This is a genomic window from Bradyrhizobium sp. (assembly GCF_052389815.1).
Taxonomy (GTDB): domain Bacteria; phylum Pseudomonadota; class Alphaproteobacteria; order Rhizobiales; family Xanthobacteraceae; genus Bradyrhizobium.
The window spans coordinates 1-21,817 of record NZ_JBQTHN010000109.1 but is presented as its reverse complement, the minus strand read 5'-3'; the positions used below and the strand labels follow the sequence as shown (position 1 = coordinate 21,817).

Genomic DNA, 21,817 nt, shown 5'->3' with positions numbered 1-21,817 from the left:
GTTGACCGACGTCTCTGGGTTCTGCTTCCACCCTTGCACGATCATCTCAACTCACATCCCTCCCGCAATGCCGGGAGAAACTATTCGTCATGTCTGGCCTCTTGACTTGGGACATAAGAGGATGAGGTCTGGCCGGGAAGACGTTAGACCCTCATGGTGAGGAGCGCGGCGGAGCCCCGCGTCTCGAACCATGAGGCCGCGCGACTCGGTCCAAACAATTACCGCCCGACCTCGTACGGCCCGCCCTTCTCCAGCGCCCGCTTGTAGGCCGGCCGCGCGTGGATGCGCTCGACAAACGCCATTGCGTTGGGATGGCCCTGCTCCAGGCCGGCGCGCGCAGCAGCGGCTTCGAGCGGAAAGCTCATCTGGATGTCGGCGGCGGTGAACTCGCTGCCGGCGAACCATTCGCTCTTGGCAAGCTCGCTCTCCCAGTAATCCATGTGCTGCTTGAGCTGCGGATTGACCAGCGTGGTCAGCGCCTGGTTGCAGACTTTTCGCACCAGCGGCCGCAGCAGCGCCGGCGTCCGCCGCGGCATCAGCGTGAACAGCAGCTTCAGCAGCAGCGGCGACATTGCCGAGCCCTCGGCATAGTGCAGCCAGTAGGTGTAGCGCAGCCGCTCTGGGGAGTTCTCCGGCGGAATCAGGCGGCCGTTGCCGTATGTCGCGACGATGTACTCGGCGATCGCGCCGGACTCGGCGATGGTGTTGCCGTTATCGGTGATGACGGGCGACTTGCCGAGCGGATGGATCGCGCGCAATTCCTTCGGCGCGCGCATGTCCGCCTGGCGCTGATAGCGCACGATCTCGTAGGGCACGCCGAGCTCTTCGAGCAACCACAGCACCCGCTGCGAGCGCGAATTGTTGAGATGATGCACCGTCAGCATTGGCCGTCCCCCGCGTGCGAATTTTCTGGCTGTTCCCGTATCAGGCCTCGGCCGGATTAGCGACCTGCCGGCCCTAGCCCAAAGGGCGAAGGGCCCAGAGCCGATTTATTACCCGGGTGATATTGACGAGTGAATTATATCCGGGTATAAACCAGCCCATGATCTGGCCTTTCCGGAAACTCAAATGATTCAGAGCTTTACCGCCTTTGTCGGCCCGCGGCGGCTGATCTCCGGCGCCCTTGCCGAGGTAGCCCTCGCCGTGAAGCGGGCCGGTCATCCGACCGGCTCGGTTCTCATTTTCAATGATGCGACCGGCCGCTCGCTCGATCTCGACCTGCGCGGGTCGGACACCGAAATCGTCGCGCGCCTCCCCAGGGCAGCACCGGCCGCCGAGCCGGACGCCCAGGAGGGGTCGAGCGAGCCGCGCGGCCGCGGCCGGCCGAAGCTCGGCGTGGTCGCGCGCGAGGTGACGCTGTTGCCGCGGCACTGGGATTGGCTGAACGCCCAGCCCGGCGGCGCGTCGGTTGCCTTGCGCAAGCTGGTCGACGAGGCCCGCCGCATCAGCGGCGACCGCGATCGCCTGCGCGCGGCGCGCGATGCGGCCTATCACTTCATGTCGGCGATGGCGGGCGACCTCGCCAATTTCGAGGAGGCCTCGCGCGCCCTGTTCGCCGACGACCGGCGACGCTTCGCCGGCCTGATCGCCGACTGGCCGACGGACATCCGCGACCACATCGTGAAACTCGCCTACAGCGACCGCGCCGACTAAAGCGCGATGAGATTGGGATGAATCGTCATCGCGCTTTAGGTTGTCGTTTGAGCATGATCTTTTCGAAAAGCCGCTTCACACTTTTCCGGATCATGCTCTAGCGCGGTCGCCCCCCTTCGAACTCCGAACCTTTCCGAACCGCCACCTGCGCGCGGCACGCCGTGCTGCGCCGATCGATGAGGCATGCCCATGACCAACCCTGCGCCGCTCCGGAAGAACTTCCTCGTTTTCCTTCTGCCGATGATGGCGAGCAACATCCTGCAATCGCTGTTCGGCACCATCAACAACGTCTATCTCGGCCAGATGATCGGGGTCGATGCGCTCGCCGCGGTGACGGTGTTCTTTCCCGTCATGTTCGCCTTCATCGCCTTCGTCATAGGCCTGAGCACGGGCGCATCCATCCTGATCGGGCAGGCGTTCGGCGCTGGCGAGCACGGCAAGGTCAAGGCGATCGCAGGCACGGCGCTGAGCATCGCGCTGCTGTTCGCGGCGGCCATCGCCCTGTTCGGATCGCTGTTCGCCCGCGAGCTGGTAATTGCTCTCGCCACGCCAGCGAACATTCTGGATGAGGCGACTTCCTACGCGCGCGTGAGCATGATCTTCATGCCGCTGACCTTTGCGGTGATCCTGGTCACGGCGATGATGCGCGGCGTCGGCGACACCGTGACGCCGCTGCTGGCGCTGGTGGTCTATACGCTGATCGGTCTGGTGGCGACGCCGGCGATGATCGCCGGCAGCTTCGGTCTGCCACGGCTCGGCGTCGCCAGCGCCGCATGGGCTTCGGTGGCGTCCAGTTTGCTCACGCTGGCGTGGCTCTATTTCCATCTGCGCGCGCGAGGACATGCGTTTGCCTTCGACAGGGATTTCCTGCGCGCGATGTGGCCGGACGGCAGGCTGCTGCTTCTGGTGCTGCGCCTCGGCATTCCCACATCGCTCAGCATGATGGTGATGTCGATCGCGGAGCTGGTGCTGCTCGGCCTCGTCAACGGCTATGGTTCGGATGCGACCGCCGCCTATGGCGCCGTCGGCCAGGTCATGAGCTATGTCCAGTTCCCGGCGCTCTCGATTGCGATCACGGTTTCGATCTTCGGCGCGCAGGCGATTGGCCGCGGCCAGGCCGGCCAGATCGGCGCCATCGTCGGCACGGGTTTGCATATGAACCTCATGCTTACAGGCTCCCTCGCCGTGCTCGGCTATCTCTTTTCGCGCACGCTGATGGGGTTCTTCATCACGGAGGCCGCGGTGCTCGATCTGGCCCAGGGGCTGCTGCACATCGTACTGTGGAGCACGGTGCTGTTCGGCATGGCGACGGTGTTTTCCGGCGCGATGCGCGGCAGCGGCACGGTTTGGGCGCCGCTTGCGATCTCGTCCTTCGCGATCCTGGCGGTCGAGATTCCCTCCGCCATCCTGCTCAGCCGCCATGTCGGCATCGAGGGCGTGTGGGCCGCCTATCCCATCGCCTTCTGTACCATGTTGCTGCTGCAGATGAGCTATTACCTGCTGGTCTGGCGCAAGCGGGCCGTCGCGCGGCTGGTTTGACTCGGCGAAGACCGCGCTACAATATGACGCCCATCATCGCTCGGGCGGCGACCTGCCGCCCGGGCCAAGAAGATCGTGGGAGAGCCGCCGTGAGCCAGAATCCGCAATTCCTGTTCGACGTCGGCAGCCCCAACGCCTTCCTCAGCCATGAGGCGATCCCGGCGATCGAAAAACGCACCGGCGTGAAGTTCGAGTATGTGCCGATCCTGCTCGGCGGCATCTTCAAGGCCACCAACAACAAATCGCCGGCCGAATCGCTGGCAGGGATCAAGAACAAGCGCGAATTCCACGCACTGGAGACCGAGCGCTTCCTGAAACGCTTCGGGGTCAAGCCCTATACCTGGAACCCGTTCTTCCCGGTCAACACGCTGAACCTGATGCGCGCTGCGGTGGCCGCGCAGATGGAAGGCGTGTTCGAGAAATATGTCGAGGCCGCCTGCCATCACATGTGGGTGGAGCCGAAGAAGATGGACGATCCGGAAGTGGCGGCAAAGGCGCTCTCGTCGTCCGGCCTCGACGCCGCAAGGCTGTTCGCCCGCGCGCAGGATGCGGAGGTGAAAGCGAAGCTGATCGAGAACACGCAATCCGCCGTCGAACGCGGCGCATTCGGCTCGCCGACTTTCTTTGTCGGCAAGGAGATGTTCTTCGGCAAGGAGCAGCTGCGCGAAGTCGAGGAGATGGTTTCGGGGAAATAGCTACCACCGTCATTGCGAGGAGCGAAGCGACGAAGCAATCCAGCTTCCTTGTTGCACCAAAGCTGGATTGCTTCGCTTCGCTCGCAATGACGCCGGAGGGATCACAGCATGCCAAAACGCAACGCCACCTGCGCCGTGATCGGCGCCGGCGATTACATCGGGGCCGAGATCGTGAAAAAATTCGCGGCGGAAGGCTTCACCGTCTTCGCCGGTCGGCGCAACGGCGAGAAGCTCGAACCGCTGGTGAAGGAGGTCGAGGCCGCCGGCGGCGCGATCTTCGGCCGCTCGCTCGACGCCCGCAAGGAAGACGAAATCGCCGCCTTCCTCAACGAGGCCGACAGGCACGCCCCGCTCGAAGTCTGCATCTTCAACGTCGGCGCCAACGTCAACTTCCCGATCCTGGAAACCACGGACCGCGTGTTCCGGAAAGTCTGGGAGATGGCCTGCTGGGCCGGCTTCCTCGCCGGCCGGGAGGCGGCACGGCTGATGGTGCCGCGCGGCCAAGGCAATATCTTCTTCACCGGCGCGACTGCAAGCTTGCGCGGCGGCAGCGGCTATGCGGCCTTCGCCAGCGCGAAATTCGGCCTGCGCGCCGTGGCGCAATCGATGGCGCGCGAGCTCGGACCGAACAACATCCATGTCGCGCACCTCATCATCGATTCCGGTGTCGATACCGCCTGGGTGCGCGAGCGCCGGGCGCAGATCTGGGGCAAGGAGGCGCTCGACAATCCCGACCTGCTGATGCCGCCGGCTTCGGTGGCGGGCGCCTACTGGCAGCTCTACCAGCAGCCGCGCAGCGCCTGGACGTTCGAGATGGAAATCCGCCCGTTTGGCGAGAAGTGGTGAGTGGGCGAATAGCGAATAGCGAATGGCGAGTAGCGAATGGCGGCGCGGCGCGCTACCCTTCCCTATTCGCTACTCGCTACTCGCTACTCGCCATTCGCCCAACAACAACAAGGAACAAATCCATGCGCATTCTCGTGGTCGGCGCCGGCGCCATCGGTGGCTACTTCGGCGGCAGGCTGCTGCAGGCCGGCCAGGACGTTACCTTCCTGGTCCGCCCCAGGCGCGCGGCGGAGCTTGCCAGTGCCGGCCTCGTGATCAGGAGTCCCGCCGGCGACGTCACGCTGAAGAATCCGCCGACCGTGCAGGCCGGCGAGCTCACCGGGAAGTTCGATGTCATCCTGCTGAGCTGCAAGGCCTTCGACCTTGACGACGCCATCAAGTCGTTCGCGCCTGCGGTCGGCCCGAACACATCGATCATTCCGCTGCTCAACGGCATGTCGCACCTCGATGTGCTGGACGGGAGGTTCGGCAAGGAGCGCGTGCTCGGCGGGCTCTGCGCCATTGCGGTGACGCTGAACGAGAAGCGCGAGGTGGTGCAGCTGGCGCCGATGCAGTCGCTGGGTTTCGGCGAGCGCGACGGCACGATGTCGGACCGCGTCAGGGCGATTGCCGAAGTCTTTGCCAACGGCAATTGCGGCGCGGCGCCGAGCGGGCACGTCATGCAGGACATGTGGGAGAAGTGGGTTTTCCTGGCTTCGCTCGCCGCTGCGACCTGCCTGATGCGCACCTCGGTCGGCAACATCATGGCGGTGGCCGGCGGCAAGGAGTTTCTGCTCGGCATGCTCGATGAATGCTCGGCGGTGGCGACCGCCGAAGGTTTTGCGCCGGCCGGACCGTTCTTTCAGCGCACCCGCGGCATCCTCACCACGGAGGGTTCGCCCATGACGGCCTCGATGTTCCGCGACGTCAAGGCGGGACTTCCGGTGGAGGCCGATCACGTCATCGGCGATCTCGTCGCGCGCGCGGATGCGGCAAAAATTCCGGTGCCAAAGCTGCGCACGGCCTATACACATCTGAAGGCCTACGAGCAGCAGAGCGCAGGCTAGCTCCGGAAAGTCCATGAACGTTACTGCCACAGAGTTGAACCGCCGCACGATCCCGAGCGCCGATTTCGGCCGGGTCACCGTCTTCTTCGGGGAGAAGAACGGCAAGTATCCGGATGCCAACCAGGTCATCGTCCGCGGCTCGGACACGCAAGCCGCGTTCGACACGCCTGTTGTCGCCAACTACATCGGACCGGAGTTCGATCGCAGCGATGTCGTCATCCTCGGCCACGTGCACGAAGACCACATGGCCGCCCTGCACCGCCTGCCGAACGCACCGATCCACGTGCACGAGGCCGACCTCGCGGCAGCGCAGAGCTGGGAAGGCCTGCGCGCCGCCTATGGCAGCGACGAAAGCTATGTCGCGGATATGCTGGCGCGGTTTCAGCGCGACTTCTTCTACGTACCGAGGCCCGATGCCATCGGCTACGAGGACGGCGCGGTGTGGGAGCTCGGCGGCTCGCGCGTGCGCGCGTTCCACATGCCCGGCCACACCGCCGGACATTGCGTGCTGCTGGTCGAGCCCGAAGGGGTCGCCTTCATCGGCGACATCGACCTTTCCGGCTTCGGCCCCTATTACGGCGACGCCTCGTCGAGCCTCGCCGATTTCCGCCGCACGCTGGCGCGGGTGGCCGACATTCCCGCCAAGGTGTGGGTCACCTCGCATCACCGCGGCGTCTACACCGACCGCGAGCATTTCCTGCGTGACCTTGCCGCCTATACCAAGACGCTCGACACGCGCGAGCAGCGCCTTGTGGAGCTGCTGCGGGAATCGCCGAAGACGCCCGCGCAACTGGTGGAGTGCCGGCTGCTGTATCCGCCCGGCCATCAGGATCTCTGGGTGGTCGATGCGGAGACCCGTTCGATCTCCGCGCACCTTCGGGAAATGCTCGGCGCAGGCAAGGTGCAGGTCGACGAGAGCGGCGTCTATCGCCTCGGCTGATCCAGCCTATTCCACCAGCGTGAATTGCAGGAGCAGATTGCGCTGGACCATCGAAAAATTGTCGTCGGAGATCATCGTGATCACGGTCTCGCCGCCGCTCCCGACATGCGCGTCGATCGCCTCCATGTTGTCGATCTCGTGGCCGAGGTCGGCGGAGAAGATCGCGGGGCCATCGACGATCGCGCCCGGTGCGATCGATTTCTGCGCGATGTGACGGATACGGATGCCGATGCCGCCGAGCCAGGAGAACTTCCGCTCCAGTAACAGCATGTTGCCCGACGGCAGCAGCGTAGCATCGCTGACGTCGAAGTCGTCGATTCGCCGCACGGCGAACGGCCCCGGCGTCCGGCCGCCGATCAGGAAGCCGAGAATATTGCCCTGCGCATCCAGCGCGCGTTCGGAGATTGCGATCAGCGCGCCCGCCAGCGGCTGGCCCCTGGGCACGGCGACCAGGGCCTCCAGGCCCTTGTTGTAAGGCAGCTTGCGCGCCGGCGGCGGCAACGGCACCTCTTCACCGCGCGCGCGGGTGAAGCCTTTCGAGAAGTCGTAGCGCAGGATACGGTTGACGCGCTCGAGGCCGACATAGACCAGCGAGCCGTCGAGCGCGACGGATTCCGAATCGAACCAGCCGCGCGACGTGATCGGCTTGCCGTCGGACCAAAGCAGCGGAGACGCCTCGACGTCCTGCAGCCCGGTCATCTCCTTTCCCCGATAGGCGATGCGCCCGGTGAACCAGCCGCCCTTGTCGGAGATGGCGATGAAGCGTTCGCCTCTGGCGTCGAGCCGCAGGCCCGACAGCCCACCGAAGCCGCGGAATCCCGAGGTCAGCACCAGCCCGCCGCGGAATTCAAGCTCGCCGAAGCGCACCCGCGCGCGGTCGCGGGTATCGAAGCCGTTGAGCGGCCGCGCGTTCACCTCGATCGAAACCGGCTCGGTGACGGAGTGCTCGTCCGTCCTCGACCGTTTCGGCGGCGGCTGCACGGCGGTTTGCGCCAGTGCCGGCCCGGGTAACATCTGCCCGACGAATCCCGCCGCCGCTGCGGTCAGCAAGCGGCGGCGGCTCAATATGGGAATCATGCGCTCAGGAATGCAGGCGTCTCCGGCCACCGGTGGCTTGCGCGCCATGGGTCTCGCTGAAGAGCTCGGCGAGCTTTTCGGTGATCGCCCCGCCGAGCTCCTCGGCATCGACGATGGTCACCGCGCGGCGGTAGTAGCGCGTCACGTCGTGGCCGATGCCGATCGCGATCAGCTCGACCGGCGAGCGGGTCTCGATCTCCTCGATGATGTGGCGCAGATGGCGTTCCAGATAATTGCCGGGATTGACCGACAGCGTGGAATCGTCGACCGGGGCGCCGTCCGAGATCATCATCAGGATGCGGCGCTGTTCGGGCCGCGCCAGCAGGCGCTTGTGCGCCCAGTCCAGCGCCTCGCCGTCGATGTTCTCCTTCAGCAGGCCCTCGCGCATCATCAGGCCGAGATTCTTCCTCGCACGCCGCCATGGCGCGTCGGCGGACTTGTAGATGATGTGGCGGAGATCGTTGAGCCGGCCGGGATTCGCCGGCTTGCCGGCGGCAAGCCAGGCCTCGCGCGACTGTCCGCCCTTCCAGGCCCGCGTGGTGAAGCCGAGGATTTCCACCTTGACGCCGCAGCGCTCCAGGGTGCGCGCGAGGATGTCGGCGCATGTCGCGGCCACCGTAATGGGGCGGCCGCGCATCGAGCCGGAATTGTCCAGCAGCAGCGTCACCACGGTGTCGCGGAAGGTCGCCTCCTTCTCGTGCATGAAGGACAGCGGATGGTAGGGATCGGTGACGACGCGCGACAGCCGCGCCGGATCGAGAATGCCTTCCTCGAGATCGAACTCCCAGGCGCGGTTCTGCTGCGCCATCAGGCGGCGCTGCAGCCGGTTGGCGAGCCGCGCGACGATGCCCTGCAGATGCGCCAGCTGCTTGTCGAGGTAGGAGCGCAGCCGCTCCAGCTCGTCATGGTCGCAGAGGTCTTCAGCGGCGATCACCTCGTCGAACTTCGGCGCAAAGGCGTGATACTCGGGACCCCGCGGCTCGTTGCGGCCGTGGGCGTTCGGCCGCGTCGCCTCGCCCGGCGTCTCGTCGTCGCCGAGCTCGCCGTCGTCGAAGGTGTCGGACGTCGAGGCCTGCGCGCTCTCCATCGCGCTCTCCGACATTTCGTCGGCGGAAGCCTGGGCCTGGTCGGCGCTCATCTCCTGCGCGGCGTCGCTATCGGGCGCGCCCTCCGCACCGGACTGATCGTTCTCGCCTTCCTGGTTCTCGTCGTTCTCGTCGTCGTCCGAATCCATGTTGCGGTCTTCGCCGAGGTCGAGCGCCGACAGCAGGTCATGGACGAGGTCGCCGAAACGGGCCTGGTCCTCGGTGAAACGGGCGAGCTGGTCCAGCCGCGTGCCGATCTTGTCCTCCAGCACCGGACGCCAGAGATCGACCATCTTTCTCGCAGCCGTCGGCGGCGCCATTCCGGTCAGCCGCTCGCGCACCAGCATGGCGAGCGCATCCGACAGCGGCGCGTCGGCGCGGTCGGTGATCTCGTCGAACTTGCCGCGATGAAAATGATCGTCCAGCATCGCGGTGAGGTTCTTCGCCACGCCCGACATCCGCCGCGCGCCGATCGCCTCGACCCGCGCCTGCTCCACCGCCTCGAACACGCCGCGCGCCTGCGGATTGCCCGGCATCAGCTTGCGATGCACCTTGGGATCGTGACAGGCGAGCTTCAGGGCGATCGAATCGGCGTGTCCGCGGATGATCGCGGCGTCGCGCTTCGACATCTTGCGCGCCGGCTCCGGCAGCCGCGCCTTGCCGGGCGCAAGGCCGGGGCGCTCGGCGGCGAAGGTGACGTCCAGCTCCGGCGTCTTGGCGATCGCCTTCAGGCACGAGGCCACCGAGCGCTTGAACGGCTCGGTCGGCGCTTCCCGTGTGTTGCGGAATTTCGAGTTGGAGATGCTCATAGCGCTTTCGTCAACCAATGGCGCATCACGCCGCCTGGATAGCCCTCGATCGCGCCGAACTCCTGATAGCCGCAATTGCGGTAGAAACCCGGCGCCTGAAAGCTCATCGTATCCACATAAGACCGCGTCGCACCGAACGTCCTTGCTTCGTCCTCGATCGCCTTGATCAGCCTGGTGCCGAAGTCCTTGCCGCGATATTTCTGCTCGATCCAGAACAGCTGGATGAACAGCACCGTGGTCCAGACTTCGCCCACGATCCCGCCGACGATCTTGCCGCGCTCGCGGAGCGTCACCGCGAAGCGCTTGTACTTCTGCTTCCCCATCTTCTCGGTGTTGTAACCGATGAGGCCGCCGAGCACCGCCTTCTTGGCCTGGCCGATAGTGCGCTCGACGGAAAGCTTCGGCATGGCCTAGCTGAGCGCCACGTTGACGGATGATTCCGGCAACTCCGCGTTGAAGCAGCGCTGATAGAACTCGGCGACCAGCGGCCGCTCCAGCTCGTCGCACTTGTTGAGGAAGGTGACCCGGAAGGCAAAGCCGATATCGCCGAAGATCTCGGCGTTCTCCGCCCAGGTGATTACCGTGCGCGGGCTCATCACCGTCGACAGATCGCCATTGGCGAACGCGTTGCGGGTGAGGTCTGCGAGGCGCACCATCTTGTTGACGATGTCGCGGCCTTCCTGGGTGCGGTAGTGCCGCGCCTTGGCCAGCACGATCTCCACCTCCTCGTCATGGCCGAGATAGTTGAGCGTGGTGACGATCGACCAGCGGTCCATCTGGCCCTGGTTGATCTGCTGGGTGCCGTGATAGAGGCCGGAGGTATCGCCAAGGCCGACCGTGTTCGCGGTCGAGAACAGGCGGAACGCCGGGTGCGGCTTGATCACCTTGTTCTGGTCGAGCAGGGTCAGGCGGCCCGAAACTTCCAGCACGCGCTGGATCACGAACATCACATCGGGGCGGCCGGCGTCGTATTCGTCGAACACCAGCGCGACATTGTGCTGAAGCGCCCAGGGCAGGATGCCGTCGCGGAATTCGGTGATCTGCTTGCCTTCCTTGACGACGATGGCGTCCTTGCCGACGAGATCGATACGGCTGATGTGGCTGTCGAGGTTGACGCGCACGCAAGGCCAGTTCAGCCGCGCCGCGACCTGCTCGATATGGGTCGACTTGCCGGTGCCGTGATAGCCGGTGACCATGACGCGGCGGTTCTTGGCGAACCCTGCAAGGATCGCGAGCGTGGTGGCGCGGTCGAAGCGATAGTCGGCATCGACTTCGGGAACATGCGGGTCCACTTCCGAATAGGCCGGCACTTCGAGATCGCTATCGATACCGAACACCTGCCGGACCGACACCTTCATGTCGGGCAATCCCGTTATTTCGTTCTTGGTCGTGGCGGCGGTCGTCATAAATCCTCCGAGGCCTCGGACGCGTTCCGAAACCAGATTGTCTGAATGGCTGCGGATTGGGGGCTGTTTGGAAGCCTATCAGAGAGCGCGGGCCGGCAGAAGCCCGCCGCGCAATCAAAGTTCCGCAGCCTTTTCATCAAGATAGGTACTGATCGCGGATTTCGGAAGGCTGCTCTGCGAATCACGCCGCACTTTTGCCAAAGCACCGCCGCCAAGGGCTCTCTCAGCCCGCCGATCGGTTGTAAGGTCCGTCATTCTTCCTGTGCTGACGAATGGGAACTCAGTGACCTCCTTTCTCGATCCGCTGATAGCCTTCGTCTCGGCCCATGCCTGGCTTGCCTATCTGACCCTGTTCCTCGCCGCCCTCCTGGAAGCCGTGCCGATCGTCGGCGCCGTCATCCCGGGCTCGACCGTGATCCTCGCCCTGAGCGCGCTGGTGCCCGGCGGGGAATTGCGGCTCGAAGGCGTCATGGCCGCAGCCATGGCCGGCGCCCTGCTCGGCGACGGCACGGCGTTCTGGATCGGGCACCGCCGCCAGCGCGAAATCCTCAGCGCCTGGCCGCTGGCGAGCTATCCGCGCCTGATCGAGGAGAGCGAAGCCTTCTTCGGTCGCTGGGGCACGCTCGCGGTCTTCTTCGCGCGCTTCGTGCCGCCGATCCGCGCCTTCGTGCCGATCACCGCCGGTTCGCTCGGCATGGCGCCCTGGAAGTTTTACGGCGTCAACGCCGCGGCAATCCTCATGTGGGCCGCAGCGCACACCTTGCCCGGCGTGCTCGCGGTCTCCGTGCTGCATCGGTATGCCGGCCTGCCGCACCATGAGCATGTCGGCAAGCATCTGTGGATCTACGCCGTCATCGGCGGCGCTGCGCTGCTCGGAGCGGCAATCTGGGTCGTCCGCCGCCGTCGCGGCGGAATGGCGAAGCCGACAAACTAGCCTACAGGCTTTTCGTCGCGGCGCTGCGGCCTGGTGCCGGACCGACGTAGCGCGCGCGGGGGCGGATCAGCTTGCCATGCTGCAACTGCTCGCTGGCATGGGCGATCCAGCCGACGCTGCGCGACATCGCAAACAGCGCCAGCTCGCTGCCTGCGGGCATGCGCAGTGCAAGCACCAGCACGGCCAGCGCGTAGTCGATATTGACGAATTCGCCGGTCGCTTCCGCGATTCTTTCGGGAATTTCCTTGGTGAATTTCCGTGGCGCGCCGGCGCGCGTCAACGCTTCCAACAGCGACATCGCGCGGGGATCGCCGCGCTTGTAGACGCCATGGCCGAAGCCGGCAAAGCGCTCGCCCAGCGCCACACGCTCGCGGATGACGGGCTCGACGTCGTTGTCGACCAGCGTCTTCACCAGCCGCGAGGCCAGCACGCCGGCGCCGCCATGCTTGGGGCCTTTCAGCGCAGCAAGGCCTGCAATGACGGCGTCGTAGAGATTGAGCCCGGTCGATGCGGCGCAGCGCACGGTGAAGGTCGAAGCATTCAGTTCATGATCTGCGAGCAGCACCAGCGCGCGGCGGATCAGGTCGGGTGCATGCTTGTTGTCCGGCGCCCAGGCCTGCGCGATCTGCAGATGCAGCGGCTCGGCCGAGGTACTACGGTTCAGCATCGTCGCCACCAGCAGCCGCACGATGCGCCCGCCGACCATGGCCCGTCCGTCGGGCGCGCGGGTGAAGGCGCGCGGATCGGCGCTTGCCGCCAGCGCCAGCACCGCGATGGCGCGATCGATCGGCGCGGCGCGGCGGGCGGCTTCCGCAATCGTCCGCATCGCATCGGAGACGGTCGGGCAATTGTCCGGCGCAAAGGGATCGACGCTGGTGACGTCCCACAGCAGCGTCGCGGTGTGCTCCAGCGTGTCTTTTTCCGACAAATCGACGCAGTTGACGCCGCGATAGATCGCGCCCTGCTCGGTGATGGTCCCGATCGCCGAATCCAGGACTGGCAGATCGGCGTCGAACGAGCGCAGGCCGCGCGGCTCCGGCGCAGGCACGCGACGCTCCTTCAGGCCGCGGACATCCTCGGCCCGATAACGATGGCTGCGCGAATCCGGCGACGGCTCGGAACGGATCAGGCCGCGGCTGACATACGCGTAGAGCGTGGCCGGCGAGATCGCGAGTTCGGCGGAGGCTTCGCGGGCGGAGAGGTAAAGCGCCTCGGATTTTTTCATATTGATTTATATAATCAAGATTGATCAATCTGTCGAGGCGCCCGACCTTGATCTCCGTGAATCAGGAGATTGCGGCCATGAACATCCACCTCACCAAGAGCCAGATTGGTCTGGACGGCGTGCCCGCCGCCGAAACCGTGCTGAGCCATGTCGACGGCGAGCGCGGCGAGCTGATCATCGCGGGCGATTTCGTCGGCAGCCTCGCCGGCAAGGCGAGTTTCGAGAGCGTCACTGCGCGGCTGTGGAGCGGCGCCACCGGGCGGGTGACGGACGAGGCCCATGTGCGCGCCAGCCTCGGCGCCGCGCGCGAGCGCGCGTTCGCCCGCCTGCCCGACCTGTTGCCGGCCACCCGCGGCATGTCGGTCGTCGACGGCTTCCGCGCCGGCATCGCAGGCCTGCGCGCGGAGAGCGGGCTCGATCACGAGGCGACCATCGTCGGCGCGCTTCCCGTGATTGCGGGCGCATTGGTGCAGCGCGCGAAGGGCGCCGATCCCGTCGCGCCCGATCCCAATGCGAGCCACGCCGCCGACAGCTTACGCATGTTGCACGACAAGCGGCCCGAGCCGCGCGAGGTGGCAGCCCTCGATGCCTATCTCGTCACCGTGTGCGACCACGGCATGAACGCCTCGACCTTTACGACGCGCGTGATCGCCTCGACGCAGGCCGATCTGTTCGCAGCGATCACCGGCGGCTATTGCGCGCTGACCGGCCCGCTGCACGGCGGCGCGCCGGAGCCGGTGCTGGAAATGCTGGACGCCATCGGCACGCGCGAGCGGATCAAGCCGTGGGTCGACGACGCCCTGGCGCGCGGCGAACGGCTGATGGGATTCGGCCATCGCGTCTATCGGGTGCGCGATCCCCGCGCCGACGTGCTGAAGGCCGCAATCGAGCGGCTGGCGGGAGAGGGCGCCGATCTTCCCTTCGCAGGCGAGGTCGAATCCTGCATCCGCGCCGCGCTGCGCAAGAAGAACCCGGACCGTCCGCTGGAAACCAATGTGGAGTTCTTCACCGCGATCCTGCTCGATGCGCTGAAGATCCCGCGCCAGGCCTTTACGCCGATCTTCGCGGTCGCCCGCGCCGCCGGCTGGACCGCGCACGCGCTCGAGCAGCGGCGCACGGGGCGATTGATCCGGCCGAGTTCGTCCTATGTCGGAGCAAAGCCTGCGGCGTGAGCTACAAACACGGTGTCGTCCCGGCGAACCGCCGGGACCCATAACCACAGCGTCACGTTGTTGGAGCAAGCTGTCGCTCCAGCTTTCGTCAAACTGAATTCTGTGGTTATGGGTCCCGGGTCGCGCTCTCGTTGCTCGCTTGCCCGGGACGACAGTGGGGCTTACGCCTCCTTCACCACCGTCTTCAGATAATTATACGCCTTGATGATCTCGATCAGGCGATCCTCGGTCGAGCGGTCGCCGCCATTGGCGTCGGGGTGGTGCTGCTTCACCAGCGCCTTGTACTTCATCTTGACTTCCACCAGCGTGGCGCCCGCGGCGAGCCCCATCACCTGCAGCGCCTTGCGCTCGGCGTTCATCACCTTGCGCGTCTCGGCTTTGGCCTGCTGCGCGCCCGGACGCCAGCGGCCGCGGCCGTTCAGCTCGGCGAACATCTGGAAGGGATCGGAAGCCGCGTCGAAAGCGGCTTCGCCTCCTTGGCCCTTGCCGCCGGAATTGGCGCCCATCTTCCAGGTCGGGCGGTGGCCGGTCAGCGCATCCTTCTGGTAGCGCGCGACGTCGTCCGGATTCATGCCCTGGAAGAAATTGTAGGACTGGTTGTATTCGCGCACATGATCGAGGCAGAAGTGCCAGTATTCGCGCGAGTTCTCGCGGCCCTTCGGCGCGCGGTGCGGGCCCTTGTTCTGGCAGCCCGCCCACTCGCACATGATCGCTTCTTCCCGCGCGCGCGCCTGCGCCTTCGCACTCACCTTGTTCGGCTTGATGCGAATGGAGTCGAAGAACTTTGATGAATCGATCGCCATGACTGACTTTGACTACGCAATGCGCCGGGCTTCAAGACTTGACATTGCGATTCCTTCGTATGCCGCCATTGACGAAACACGGGGACGGACGTAATGCCGCGGCCATGAGCACCAGGGATGCTATCATAAACAAGTTGCGTGAAGCTTTCTCGCCGGAAAGCCTCGACGTCACGGACGAGTCACATTTGCATGAGGGCCATGCCGGACATCGGCCGGGCGGCGAAACGCATTTCAGGGTTCATATCGTGTCGCCGTCCTTCGAAGGGAAGAGCCGGGTCGAGCGCCATCGCATGATTAATGCGTCGCTGGCGGCGGAACTGGCCGGCCCGGTGCACGCGCTCGCCATCCATGCGCAGGCTCCGGGGGAAAAGCGGGGCTAGCCGGCCAAGATCGGCAGAGACGGTTTGCCCGTTTTCATTTATGTAAGGCACAGGCGACCGAAATCATTCCCGGAGTTTTGCGGGCGAGGGCCGGACAGGCCCGGCATCGGCGCCGATTGATGGGGGCGTTCCGATGCCTGTTGGGCCGTTGTTTCGATTTCGCCTGATCGCAGCCTTCCTCCTTGCCGCCGGCCTGGTCGGCCCGCCGTCCCCCGCCTCCGCGCAGGGCATGCCGAGCCCCTTCGTGCAGGAGGTGCTGGTCAAGAGCATCCTGGTGACGCTGTCGGATGCAGTGGCCTACGACAACTTTGCCGTCCTCCACGCCAAGATCTCGAAACCCTTTCGCGAGCAGTTTCCGCCGGAGAAGCTGCGCGCCGTGTTCAAGGATCTGATCGACAAGCGTGCAGTGTTCGACGCTATCGTGGCAAAGCCGATCGTGCCCGACGGCGAGGCGAAGATCGACGAGAACGGCGTGCTGCGCCTGAAGGGCCGATTCGAAACCACCCCGAAGCAGGTGAAGTACCAGCTCGGCTTCATCCCGTCGGACGGCCTGTGGAAGCTGTCCGCCGTCACCATCGACATCGAATGACTCTGCATCGAATGACTTGCAATCAATGACCGAGGAATGACCCATGCGTAACCGCTTCATCGCCTTCTTCGTTCTCGCCTCCTGCGCGACCGCCCAGGCGACGCCGCTGTCGCCGTCGGACAAGGCGGCGCTGATGAAGGGCACCAACGATTCCTGCCTCGAGAACCAGGTCAAGGACGCCACCAACAAGGCCATGACGGTCGGCCAGCTGCAGACCTATTGCGACTGCTACGCCCGCGCTTTCTCCGACTTCATGCAGGTCGAGGATCTCGACAAGAACAAGGACACGCTGACGCCGGAGACCACGAAGAAGGCCGGCGAATTCTCGCAGACCTGCGCGGCGAACACGCTGAGGAAGTGAAGCAAGTGAGGAGGGCGAGCTGCGCGCCCTCCCTCTCCCCGTTCTTCACGGGGAGAGGGTTGGGGTGAGGGGCTCCCTCGGCCCAGGTGGTGTCAATTGACAGACCGGTACCCCTTCACCCGGATTGCATCTAGCGATGCAATCCGACCTCTCCCCGCAGGCGGGGAGAGGTGAAGTCTCACCGCCGCAACAAACTAGAACGACTTCCCTGCCCGTTTCGGCCTCGGCTCCAGCAGTTCCGCCTCGCGCGGCACCGCCACGATGCGCAGCGCCGTGATGCGGTTGCGCTCCCGGCGCAGCACGCGGAAGCGGAAGCCGTAAAAGGTGAAACTCTGGCCGCGGTCGGGAATCGAGCGCGCCTCGTGAATGACGAGGCCGGCGACCGTGGTCGCCTCCTCGTCGGGCAGATGCCAGTTCATGGCGCGGTTGAGATCGCGGATCGGCACCGAGCCGTCGACGACGACCGAGCCGTCCGGCTGGGTTCGCACGCCGGCAACGACGATGTCGTGCTCGTCGGAGATGTCGCCGACGATCTCCTCCAGAATGTCCTCCAGCGTCACCATGCCCTCGACCTCGCCATACTCGTCGACGACCAGGGCAAAATGCGTCTTGCGTCGGCGAAACGCCTTCAGCTGGTCCGAGATCGGCCGCATCTCCGGCACGAACCAGGGCGGCAGCGCGATGCTGGGAACGTCGAGCTGCGACGCATCGCCGTCATTGGCGCGCAGCGCGCGCAAAAGGTCCTTGGCGTGCAGCACGCCGATGATGTTCTCCGGCTTGTCGCGCCAGAGCGGAATGCGGGTGTATTCGGTGGCCAGCATCTCGCGCACCAGCTCCTCCGGCGGCAGGTCGGCGTTGATCATCACCATGGCCGTGCGGTGAACCATGACGTCGGACACCGCAAGGTCGCCGAAGCGGAAGACGTTATGGATGTATTCGGCCTCGCCGCTCTCGATGATGCCGTGCTCGGCGGATTCCTCCACCAGCCCCTCGATCTCCGAATCGGTCAGGATTTCGTGCTGCGAGGATTCCTGCACGCCGAACAGGCTGAGGATCCCGCGCGAGGCGGAGTTGAGCAGCCAGTTCAGCGGGTAGAACACGAGGTAGGACACGTACAGCGGATAGGCGATCCATTGCGACACCGGCATCGGCTGGCGGATCGCGAACGTCTTCGGCACCTGCTCGCCGATCACGATATGCAGCGAGGAGAACACGAGGAAGCCAGCCAGGAACGAGGTGAAGTGCAGGGCCGCTTCCGACATTCCGAGCGGCGCCAGCAGCGGCCCGAGCAGCGCCGACACCGTCGGCTCGCCGACCCAGCCGAGACCGAGCGAGGCCATGGTGATGCCGAGCTGGCAGCAGGCGAGATAGGCCTCGATGTTGTCCATCATGCTTTGCAGCAGGTGCGCGCCGAAGCGGTTTTGCTCGACCATCGCCCTGACGCGGAAGCCGCGGCTCTTCACCAGCGCGAACTCGGCCGCCACGTAGAAGGCGTTGGCCGCGAGCAGCAGGACGGCAAGCGTCAGATTGACCGCGACCGAGCTCATCTTTGCCTCGCGATGGTCTCGCGCGACGCCGGCGTTGCGATTTGCAATGGCACGATCGTGCTCATGCGGCCAATTTCTGCTGCAGGAAATCGCGAACCCGCGCCGGGTCGACGTCGGGCGCGATCACGGCGCGGCCGATCGCCTCCATCAGGATGAAGGTCAACTTGCCGCGCTTGACCTTCTTGTCCTGCGCCATCAGCGCCATCAGCGCGTCGGCGTCCGCCAGTCCCTCCTGCGCGAAGCCGGCGATATCCTGCAACCTCGTCGGCAGGCCGACCGCGGCGAGGTGATGCTTGATCCGGGCGGCATCGCCTTGCGAAATCTTGCCGAGCTGCGCGGAAAACTCGGCCGCCAGCACCATGCCGACGGCCACGCCCTCGCCGTGAAACAGGCGGTCGGAAAAGCCGGTTGCGGCCTCCAGCGCATGGCCGAAGGTGTGGCCGAGATTGAGCAGCGCGCGCTCGCCGGTCTCCCGCTCGTCGCGCGCGACGATGGCGGCCTTGGCGCGACAGGAGGTGGCAATCGCATGCTCGCGCGCGGCACCGCCCGAGAAGATGTCGCCGTGGTTCTTCTCCAGCCAGGTGAAGAAGGCTTCATCCCCGAGCAGGCCGTATTTGGCGACTTCCGCATAGCCGGCGCGGAACTGCCGCGGCGACAGCGTGTCGAGCACCGCGGTATCGGCAATGACCAGGACCGGCTGGTGGAACGAGCCGATCAGGTTCTTGCCCTGCGGCGAGTTGATTCCGGTCTTGCCGCCGACGGAGGAATCGACCTGTGCCAAAAGCGAGGTCGGCACCTGTACGAAATCGACGCCGCGGCGCAGGACCGCCGCCGCAAAACCGGCGAGATCGCCGACCACGCCGCCGCCCAGCGCAATGACGAGGTCGTTACGCTCGATCCTGGCCGCGATCAGGGCCTCGCTGACCTTCTCGAGCCCGGCATAGCTTTTCGAGCCCTCGCCTTCCTCGACCACGATGGACGAGGTCGGGATGCCCGCCTGCGCCAGCGACGCCTCGGTTTGCGGCAGCCAGGCCTTGGCGACGGTGCGGTCGGTGACAATGGCCGTGCGCACGCCCGGCCGGATCGCGGCGATGCGGGGGCCCAGCGATTGCAGCACGTTGCGGCCGATGACGATGTCATAGGCGCGATCGCCGAGGGCGACGTCGACGAGGATGGGATCGGAATTCTTCAGCGGCGCGGTCATGGTGTGGCGTCTATCTCGTTCGGCGCGGCCCGGCAAAGTCTGGCATGCAGCGCCTCGATGCATTCGTCGACGATCCTGTCATGCGGCACGTCGCGGGACAGGATGATGAGATCGGCGGTCCCGTAGACCGGCTCGCGCTCGCCGATCAGGCGGCTGACGGTACCTTCGGGATCGGCATTTTGCAGCAGCGGCCGGTCGGAGCGGCGGCGCACCCGCTTCATGATGATGTCGGCGTCGGCCTTGAGCCAGATCGACACCGCCTTGTCGCGGATGCGGGCTCGCGTCTCCTCGCGCATGAAGGCGCCGCCGCCAGTGGCGACTACGGCAGGTCCCCCTTCGAGCAACCGCGCGATCACCCGCGCCTCGCCGTCGCGGAAATGCGGCTCGCCATGGGTCTCGAAGATATCGGGGATGGACATGCCGGCCGCCGTCTCGATCTCGGTGTCGGCATCGATGAACGGCAGCCGCAGCCGCGCCGCCATCCGCCGGCCGATGGTGGATTTGCCGGCGCCCATCATCCCGATCAGCACGATGCAGCGCTTGCCCAGCGCCGAGGCGATCTCGGCGTCATGGGACAGGCTGGCAGGCGCCTGCGAGGCGGTTTCGGTCATCAAGCTCTCGTTATCCGCGAAATTGCCGCGTTTGGCGCCACCTATACTACCCCCGCCCGAGGGCTTGCCAGAGACTCTTGCAGGGAAAGGGCGAAACATGCTGGTAAGGCCGGGCAGGCCGCCCCCGACTTGATGGTTAATTCGTCGCCCGAGACCCCGATATGCCCAGTCTGTTCCGTTTCCTGACGGTTGTCGGCATCCTCGCCGGGATCGGCTATGGCGTGCTCTTTGCGCTGGCGAACTTCGTCAATCCCAAGCCGCGGGAGATGACCGTGACCATTCCGCCCGACAAGTTCCTCAAGAGATAGCGACGGGAATCGGGGGAATGCGGACCAAGCCCTCAGATGCGAAGCTGATCACCCTGTTCCTCGACATGCTCGCCGCCGAACAAGGCGCCGGCGACAACACGCTGCAGGCCTATCGCCGCGACCTTACCGATTTCTCCGAATTCCTGGGCCGCGCCGGCAAGAGCTTCCTCGGTGCCGATACGCAGAAGCTGCGCGACTATCTTGCCGATCTCGACACGAGGGGCTTCAAGTCGTCGAGCGTGGCGCGCCGGCTGTCGGCGATGCGCCATCTCTACCGCTTCCTGCTGAGCGAGCGCTTCCGCGGCGACGATCCCGCCGCGATCATGTCCGGCCCCAAGCGCGGCCGCGGCTTGCCCAAGGTGCTGTCGATATCGGACGTCGACCGCATGCTGACCAAGGCACGGGAGCTGGCGCAGGCCGCGGAGGTCTCATCCCTGCAGCAGTTGCGCGCGCTGCGGCTCTATTGCCTGCTCGAAGTGCTCTACGCCACGGGCCTGCGCGTCTCCGAGCTGGTGTCGCTGCCGCTGTCGGCCTCGCGGCGCGACGCGCGCATGATCGTGGTGCGCGGCAAGGGCGACAAGGAGCGGCTGGTGCCGCTCAACGACGCCTCGCGCCAGGCGATGGCCGACTACCTCGCCGCGATGCAGGCGCTGCCGCCGGCAAGAAAGAAGAGCCTCGCCGGCTCGAAATGGCTGTTTCCTTCCTTCGGCGAGAGCGGCCACTTGACCCGCCAGCACTTCGCCCGCGACCTGAAGGAGCTCGCCGCCGCCGCCGGCCTCAGCCCCCGGCTGGTCTCGCCGCACGTGCTGCGCCACGCCTTCGCCAGCCACCTCCTTCACAACGGCGCGGACCTTCGCATCGTGCAGACGCTGCTCGGCCACACCGACATCTCGACCACGCAGATCTATACCCATGTGGTCGAGGAGCGGCTGAAGAGCCTGGTGCGCGACCTGCATCCGCTGGCGGAGAAGCCATAGCGTTTTCAAGCGAACCCTGCCCCGCCGACGCGGGGTGGGTACCGGTTCGCGTGAAGAAAACGCGTCAAGAAACAAAGCCTATTGCAGATGCGCGAGATAATGCGCGAGCGCGACGATCTCCTCGTCGCTCAGGGGATAGGTCACCTCGGCCATCGCCGCCTGTCCGCCGCCCGACCGCATGCCCGACTTGTAGTCGCGCAGCGCCTTGAGCAGATAGTCCTCGCGTTGGCCGGCGACGCGGGCCGCGGCCCTGCTGCCGGCGTAGGTATCGAGATGGCATGCCGCGCAACGCCGGCCGGCGGCGGCCTGCGCGCCCTTCCTCGAAAGATCGGGGTCGTCGTCCGGCTTCGGCGGTGGCGGCGGCAGCGAAGCGAAATAGGCGCCGAGATTGCGGATGTCCTCGTTGCTGAGCTGCTCGACGATCGGCTGCATCTGCTCGTTCTTGCGCGCGCCGGCGCGGAAATACACCAGCTGCCACTGGATGAACTGGTCGAGCTGGCCGGCGAGCGAGGGCATGTTCTCCATCTGCGAGATGCCATTCTCGCCGTGGCAGGCGACGCAGAGCTGCGCCTTCTCCTTGCCGGCTGCGATGTCGGCGGCGTGGGCGGAC

At 65.7% G+C, this 21,817-nt stretch carries 24 protein-coding genes; 13 read left to right on the top strand and 11 right to left on the bottom strand.

The window, feature by feature from the left end; translation table 11 throughout:
* Positions 1 to 218: 218 nt before the first annotated feature.
* Positions 219 to 884 (bottom strand): glutathione S-transferase family protein, encoded by a 666-nt coding sequence (locus ACT4OC_RS19640; protein ID WP_444840696.1) that lies wholly within the window; start codon positions 882 to 884, stop codon positions 219 to 221.
* A 184-nt stretch (positions 885 to 1,068) separates the two neighbouring features.
* On the opposite strand from ACT4OC_RS19640, the gene ACT4OC_RS19635 reads away from it, so the two are divergent.
* The 6 genes from ACT4OC_RS19635 to ACT4OC_RS19610 all read left to right on the top strand — a co-directional run bounded on the left by ACT4OC_RS19635 (position 1,069) and on the right by ACT4OC_RS19610 (position 6,719).
* A complete protein-coding gene (locus ACT4OC_RS19635; RefSeq protein WP_444840695.1) occupies positions 1,069 to 1,653 on the top strand; it encodes a DUF2239 family protein in 585 nt (194 codons plus the stop codon).
* A 189-nt stretch (positions 1,654 to 1,842) separates the two neighbouring features.
* Positions 1,843 to 3,192 (top strand): MATE family efflux transporter, encoded by a 1,350-nt coding sequence (locus ACT4OC_RS19630; protein WP_444840694.1) that lies wholly within the window; start codon positions 1,843 to 1,845, stop codon positions 3,190 to 3,192.
* A gap of 89 nt (positions 3,193 to 3,281) precedes the next feature.
* Complete coding sequence (locus ACT4OC_RS19625; protein WP_444840693.1) at positions 3,282 to 3,887, top strand: 2-hydroxychromene-2-carboxylate isomerase; 606 nt, start codon at positions 3,282 to 3,284, stop codon at positions 3,885 to 3,887.
* A gap of 108 nt (positions 3,888 to 3,995) precedes the next feature.
* The gene (locus ACT4OC_RS19620) at positions 3,996 to 4,733 is read left to right on the top strand and encodes an SDR family oxidoreductase (RefSeq protein WP_444840692.1); all 738 of its coding nucleotides are present in this window, start codon (positions 3,996 to 3,998) and stop codon (positions 4,731 to 4,733) included.
* Between the two features lie 122 nt (positions 4,734 to 4,855).
* Entirely contained in the window at positions 4,856 to 5,779 is a 924-nt protein-coding gene (gene panE / locus ACT4OC_RS19615; protein ID WP_444840691.1) for a 2-dehydropantoate 2-reductase, read from the top strand.
* A gap of 13 nt (positions 5,780 to 5,792) precedes the next feature.
* On the top strand, positions 5,793 to 6,719 hold the full coding sequence (locus ACT4OC_RS19610; protein ID WP_444840690.1) for an MBL fold metallo-hydrolase: 927 nt from the start codon (positions 5,793 to 5,795) through the stop codon (positions 6,717 to 6,719).
* A gap of 6 nt (positions 6,720 to 6,725) precedes the next feature.
* Here the strand turns inward: ACT4OC_RS19610 and ACT4OC_RS19605 are convergent, their stop codons facing one another.
* Genes ACT4OC_RS19605 through cobS form a run of 4 tightly spaced genes read right to left on the bottom strand, consistent with a single transcriptional unit; the run spans position 6,726 to position 11,096 of the window.
* Positions 6,726 to 7,796, bottom strand: a complete 1,071-nt coding sequence (locus ACT4OC_RS19605) for an esterase-like activity of phytase family protein (RefSeq protein ID WP_444840689.1) — start codon at positions 7,794 to 7,796, stop codon at positions 6,726 to 6,728.
* A gap of 4 nt (positions 7,797 to 7,800) precedes the next feature.
* The gene (gene cobT, locus ACT4OC_RS19600; protein ID WP_444840688.1) at positions 7,801 to 9,690 is read right to left on the bottom strand and encodes a cobaltochelatase subunit CobT; all 1,890 of its coding nucleotides are present in this window, start codon (positions 9,688 to 9,690) and stop codon (positions 7,801 to 7,803) included.
* The gene (locus tag ACT4OC_RS19595) at positions 9,687 to 10,097 is read right to left on the bottom strand and encodes a GNAT family N-acetyltransferase (RefSeq protein WP_444840687.1); all 411 of its coding nucleotides are present in this window, start codon (positions 10,095 to 10,097) and stop codon (positions 9,687 to 9,689) included. The genes cobT and ACT4OC_RS19595 overlap by 4 nt, the downstream gene beginning before the upstream one ends.
* A gap of 3 nt (positions 10,098 to 10,100) precedes the next feature.
* Positions 10,101 to 11,096 (bottom strand): cobaltochelatase subunit CobS, encoded by a 996-nt coding sequence (gene cobS, locus ACT4OC_RS19590; RefSeq protein WP_444840686.1) that lies wholly within the window; start codon positions 11,094 to 11,096, stop codon positions 10,101 to 10,103.
* A 283-nt stretch (positions 11,097 to 11,379) separates the two neighbouring features.
* On the opposite strand from cobS, the gene ACT4OC_RS19585 reads away from it, so the two are divergent.
* Complete coding sequence (locus tag ACT4OC_RS19585) at positions 11,380 to 12,030, top strand: DedA family protein (RefSeq protein ID WP_444840685.1); 651 nt, start codon at positions 11,380 to 11,382, stop codon at positions 12,028 to 12,030.
* 1 nt (position 12,031) lies between these two features.
* Here the strand turns inward: ACT4OC_RS19585 and ACT4OC_RS19580 are convergent, their stop codons facing one another.
* Entirely contained in the window at positions 12,032 to 13,255 is a 1,224-nt protein-coding gene (locus ACT4OC_RS19580; RefSeq protein WP_444840684.1) for a citrate synthase family protein, read from the bottom strand.
* Positions 13,256 to 13,332: 77 nt separating this feature from the next.
* Between ACT4OC_RS19580 and ACT4OC_RS19575 the strand changes: the two genes are divergently transcribed.
* Positions 13,333 to 14,427 carry a citrate synthase/methylcitrate synthase gene (locus ACT4OC_RS19575; RefSeq protein WP_444840683.1) on the top strand — a complete coding sequence of 365 codons (1,095 nt, stop codon included), beginning with the start codon at positions 13,333 to 13,335 and terminating at the stop codon, positions 14,425 to 14,427.
* Positions 14,428 to 14,588: 161 nt separating this feature from the next.
* On the opposite strand, the gene ACT4OC_RS19570 is transcribed toward ACT4OC_RS19575, so the two are convergent.
* Positions 14,589 to 15,230, bottom strand: coding sequence for a J domain-containing protein (locus tag ACT4OC_RS19570; protein ID WP_444840682.1), 642 nt, complete (start codon positions 15,228 to 15,230; stop codon positions 14,589 to 14,591).
* Positions 15,231 to 15,334: 104 nt separating this feature from the next.
* Here ACT4OC_RS19570 and ACT4OC_RS19565 point away from each other — a divergent pair, with 104 nt between their 5' ends.
* The 3 genes from ACT4OC_RS19565 to ACT4OC_RS19555 all read left to right on the top strand — a co-directional run bounded on the left by ACT4OC_RS19565 (position 15,335) and on the right by ACT4OC_RS19555 (position 16,560).
* Positions 15,335 to 15,610, top strand: a complete 276-nt coding sequence (locus ACT4OC_RS19565) for a BolA family protein (RefSeq protein ID WP_444840681.1) — start codon at positions 15,335 to 15,337, stop codon at positions 15,608 to 15,610.
* A 133-nt stretch (positions 15,611 to 15,743) separates the two neighbouring features.
* A complete protein-coding gene (locus ACT4OC_RS19560; RefSeq protein ID WP_444840680.1) occupies positions 15,744 to 16,199 on the top strand; it encodes a hypothetical protein in 456 nt (151 codons plus the stop codon).
* Between the two features lie 43 nt (positions 16,200 to 16,242).
* Positions 16,243 to 16,560, top strand: coding sequence for a hypothetical protein (locus tag ACT4OC_RS19555; protein WP_444840679.1), 318 nt, complete (start codon positions 16,243 to 16,245; stop codon positions 16,558 to 16,560).
* Between the two features lie 194 nt (positions 16,561 to 16,754).
* Here the strand turns inward: ACT4OC_RS19555 and ACT4OC_RS19550 are convergent, their stop codons facing one another.
* From ACT4OC_RS19550 to ACT4OC_RS19540, 3 genes are all read right to left on the bottom strand, one after another.
* Positions 16,755 to 18,107, bottom strand: a complete 1,353-nt coding sequence (locus ACT4OC_RS19550) for an HlyC/CorC family transporter (protein WP_444840678.1) — start codon at positions 18,105 to 18,107, stop codon at positions 16,755 to 16,757.
* A gap of 61 nt (positions 18,108 to 18,168) precedes the next feature.
* Complete coding sequence (aroB, locus tag ACT4OC_RS19545) at positions 18,169 to 19,311, bottom strand: 3-dehydroquinate synthase (RefSeq protein WP_444840677.1); 1,143 nt, start codon at positions 19,309 to 19,311, stop codon at positions 18,169 to 18,171.
* Complete coding sequence (locus tag ACT4OC_RS19540; RefSeq protein WP_444840676.1) at positions 19,308 to 19,922, bottom strand: shikimate kinase; 615 nt, start codon at positions 19,920 to 19,922, stop codon at positions 19,308 to 19,310. The genes aroB and ACT4OC_RS19540 overlap by 4 nt, the downstream gene beginning before the upstream one ends.
* Positions 19,923 to 20,083: 161 nt before the next feature.
* Here ACT4OC_RS19540 and ACT4OC_RS19535 point away from each other — a divergent pair, with 161 nt between their 5' ends.
* Both ACT4OC_RS19535 and xerD read left to right on the top strand, forming a co-directional pair.
* A complete protein-coding gene (locus tag ACT4OC_RS19535; protein WP_444840675.1) occupies positions 20,084 to 20,230 on the top strand; it encodes a histidine kinase in 147 nt (48 codons plus the stop codon).
* Between the two features lie 17 nt (positions 20,231 to 20,247).
* A complete protein-coding gene (gene xerD, locus ACT4OC_RS19530) occupies positions 20,248 to 21,207 on the top strand; it encodes a site-specific tyrosine recombinase XerD (protein ID WP_444840674.1) in 960 nt (319 codons plus the stop codon).
* 78 nt (positions 21,208 to 21,285) lie between these two features.
* Here the strand turns inward: xerD and ACT4OC_RS19525 are convergent.
* On the bottom strand, positions 21,286 to 21,817 hold a 532-nt coding region (locus tag ACT4OC_RS19525; RefSeq protein ID WP_444840673.1), incomplete at its 5' end, for a c-type cytochrome.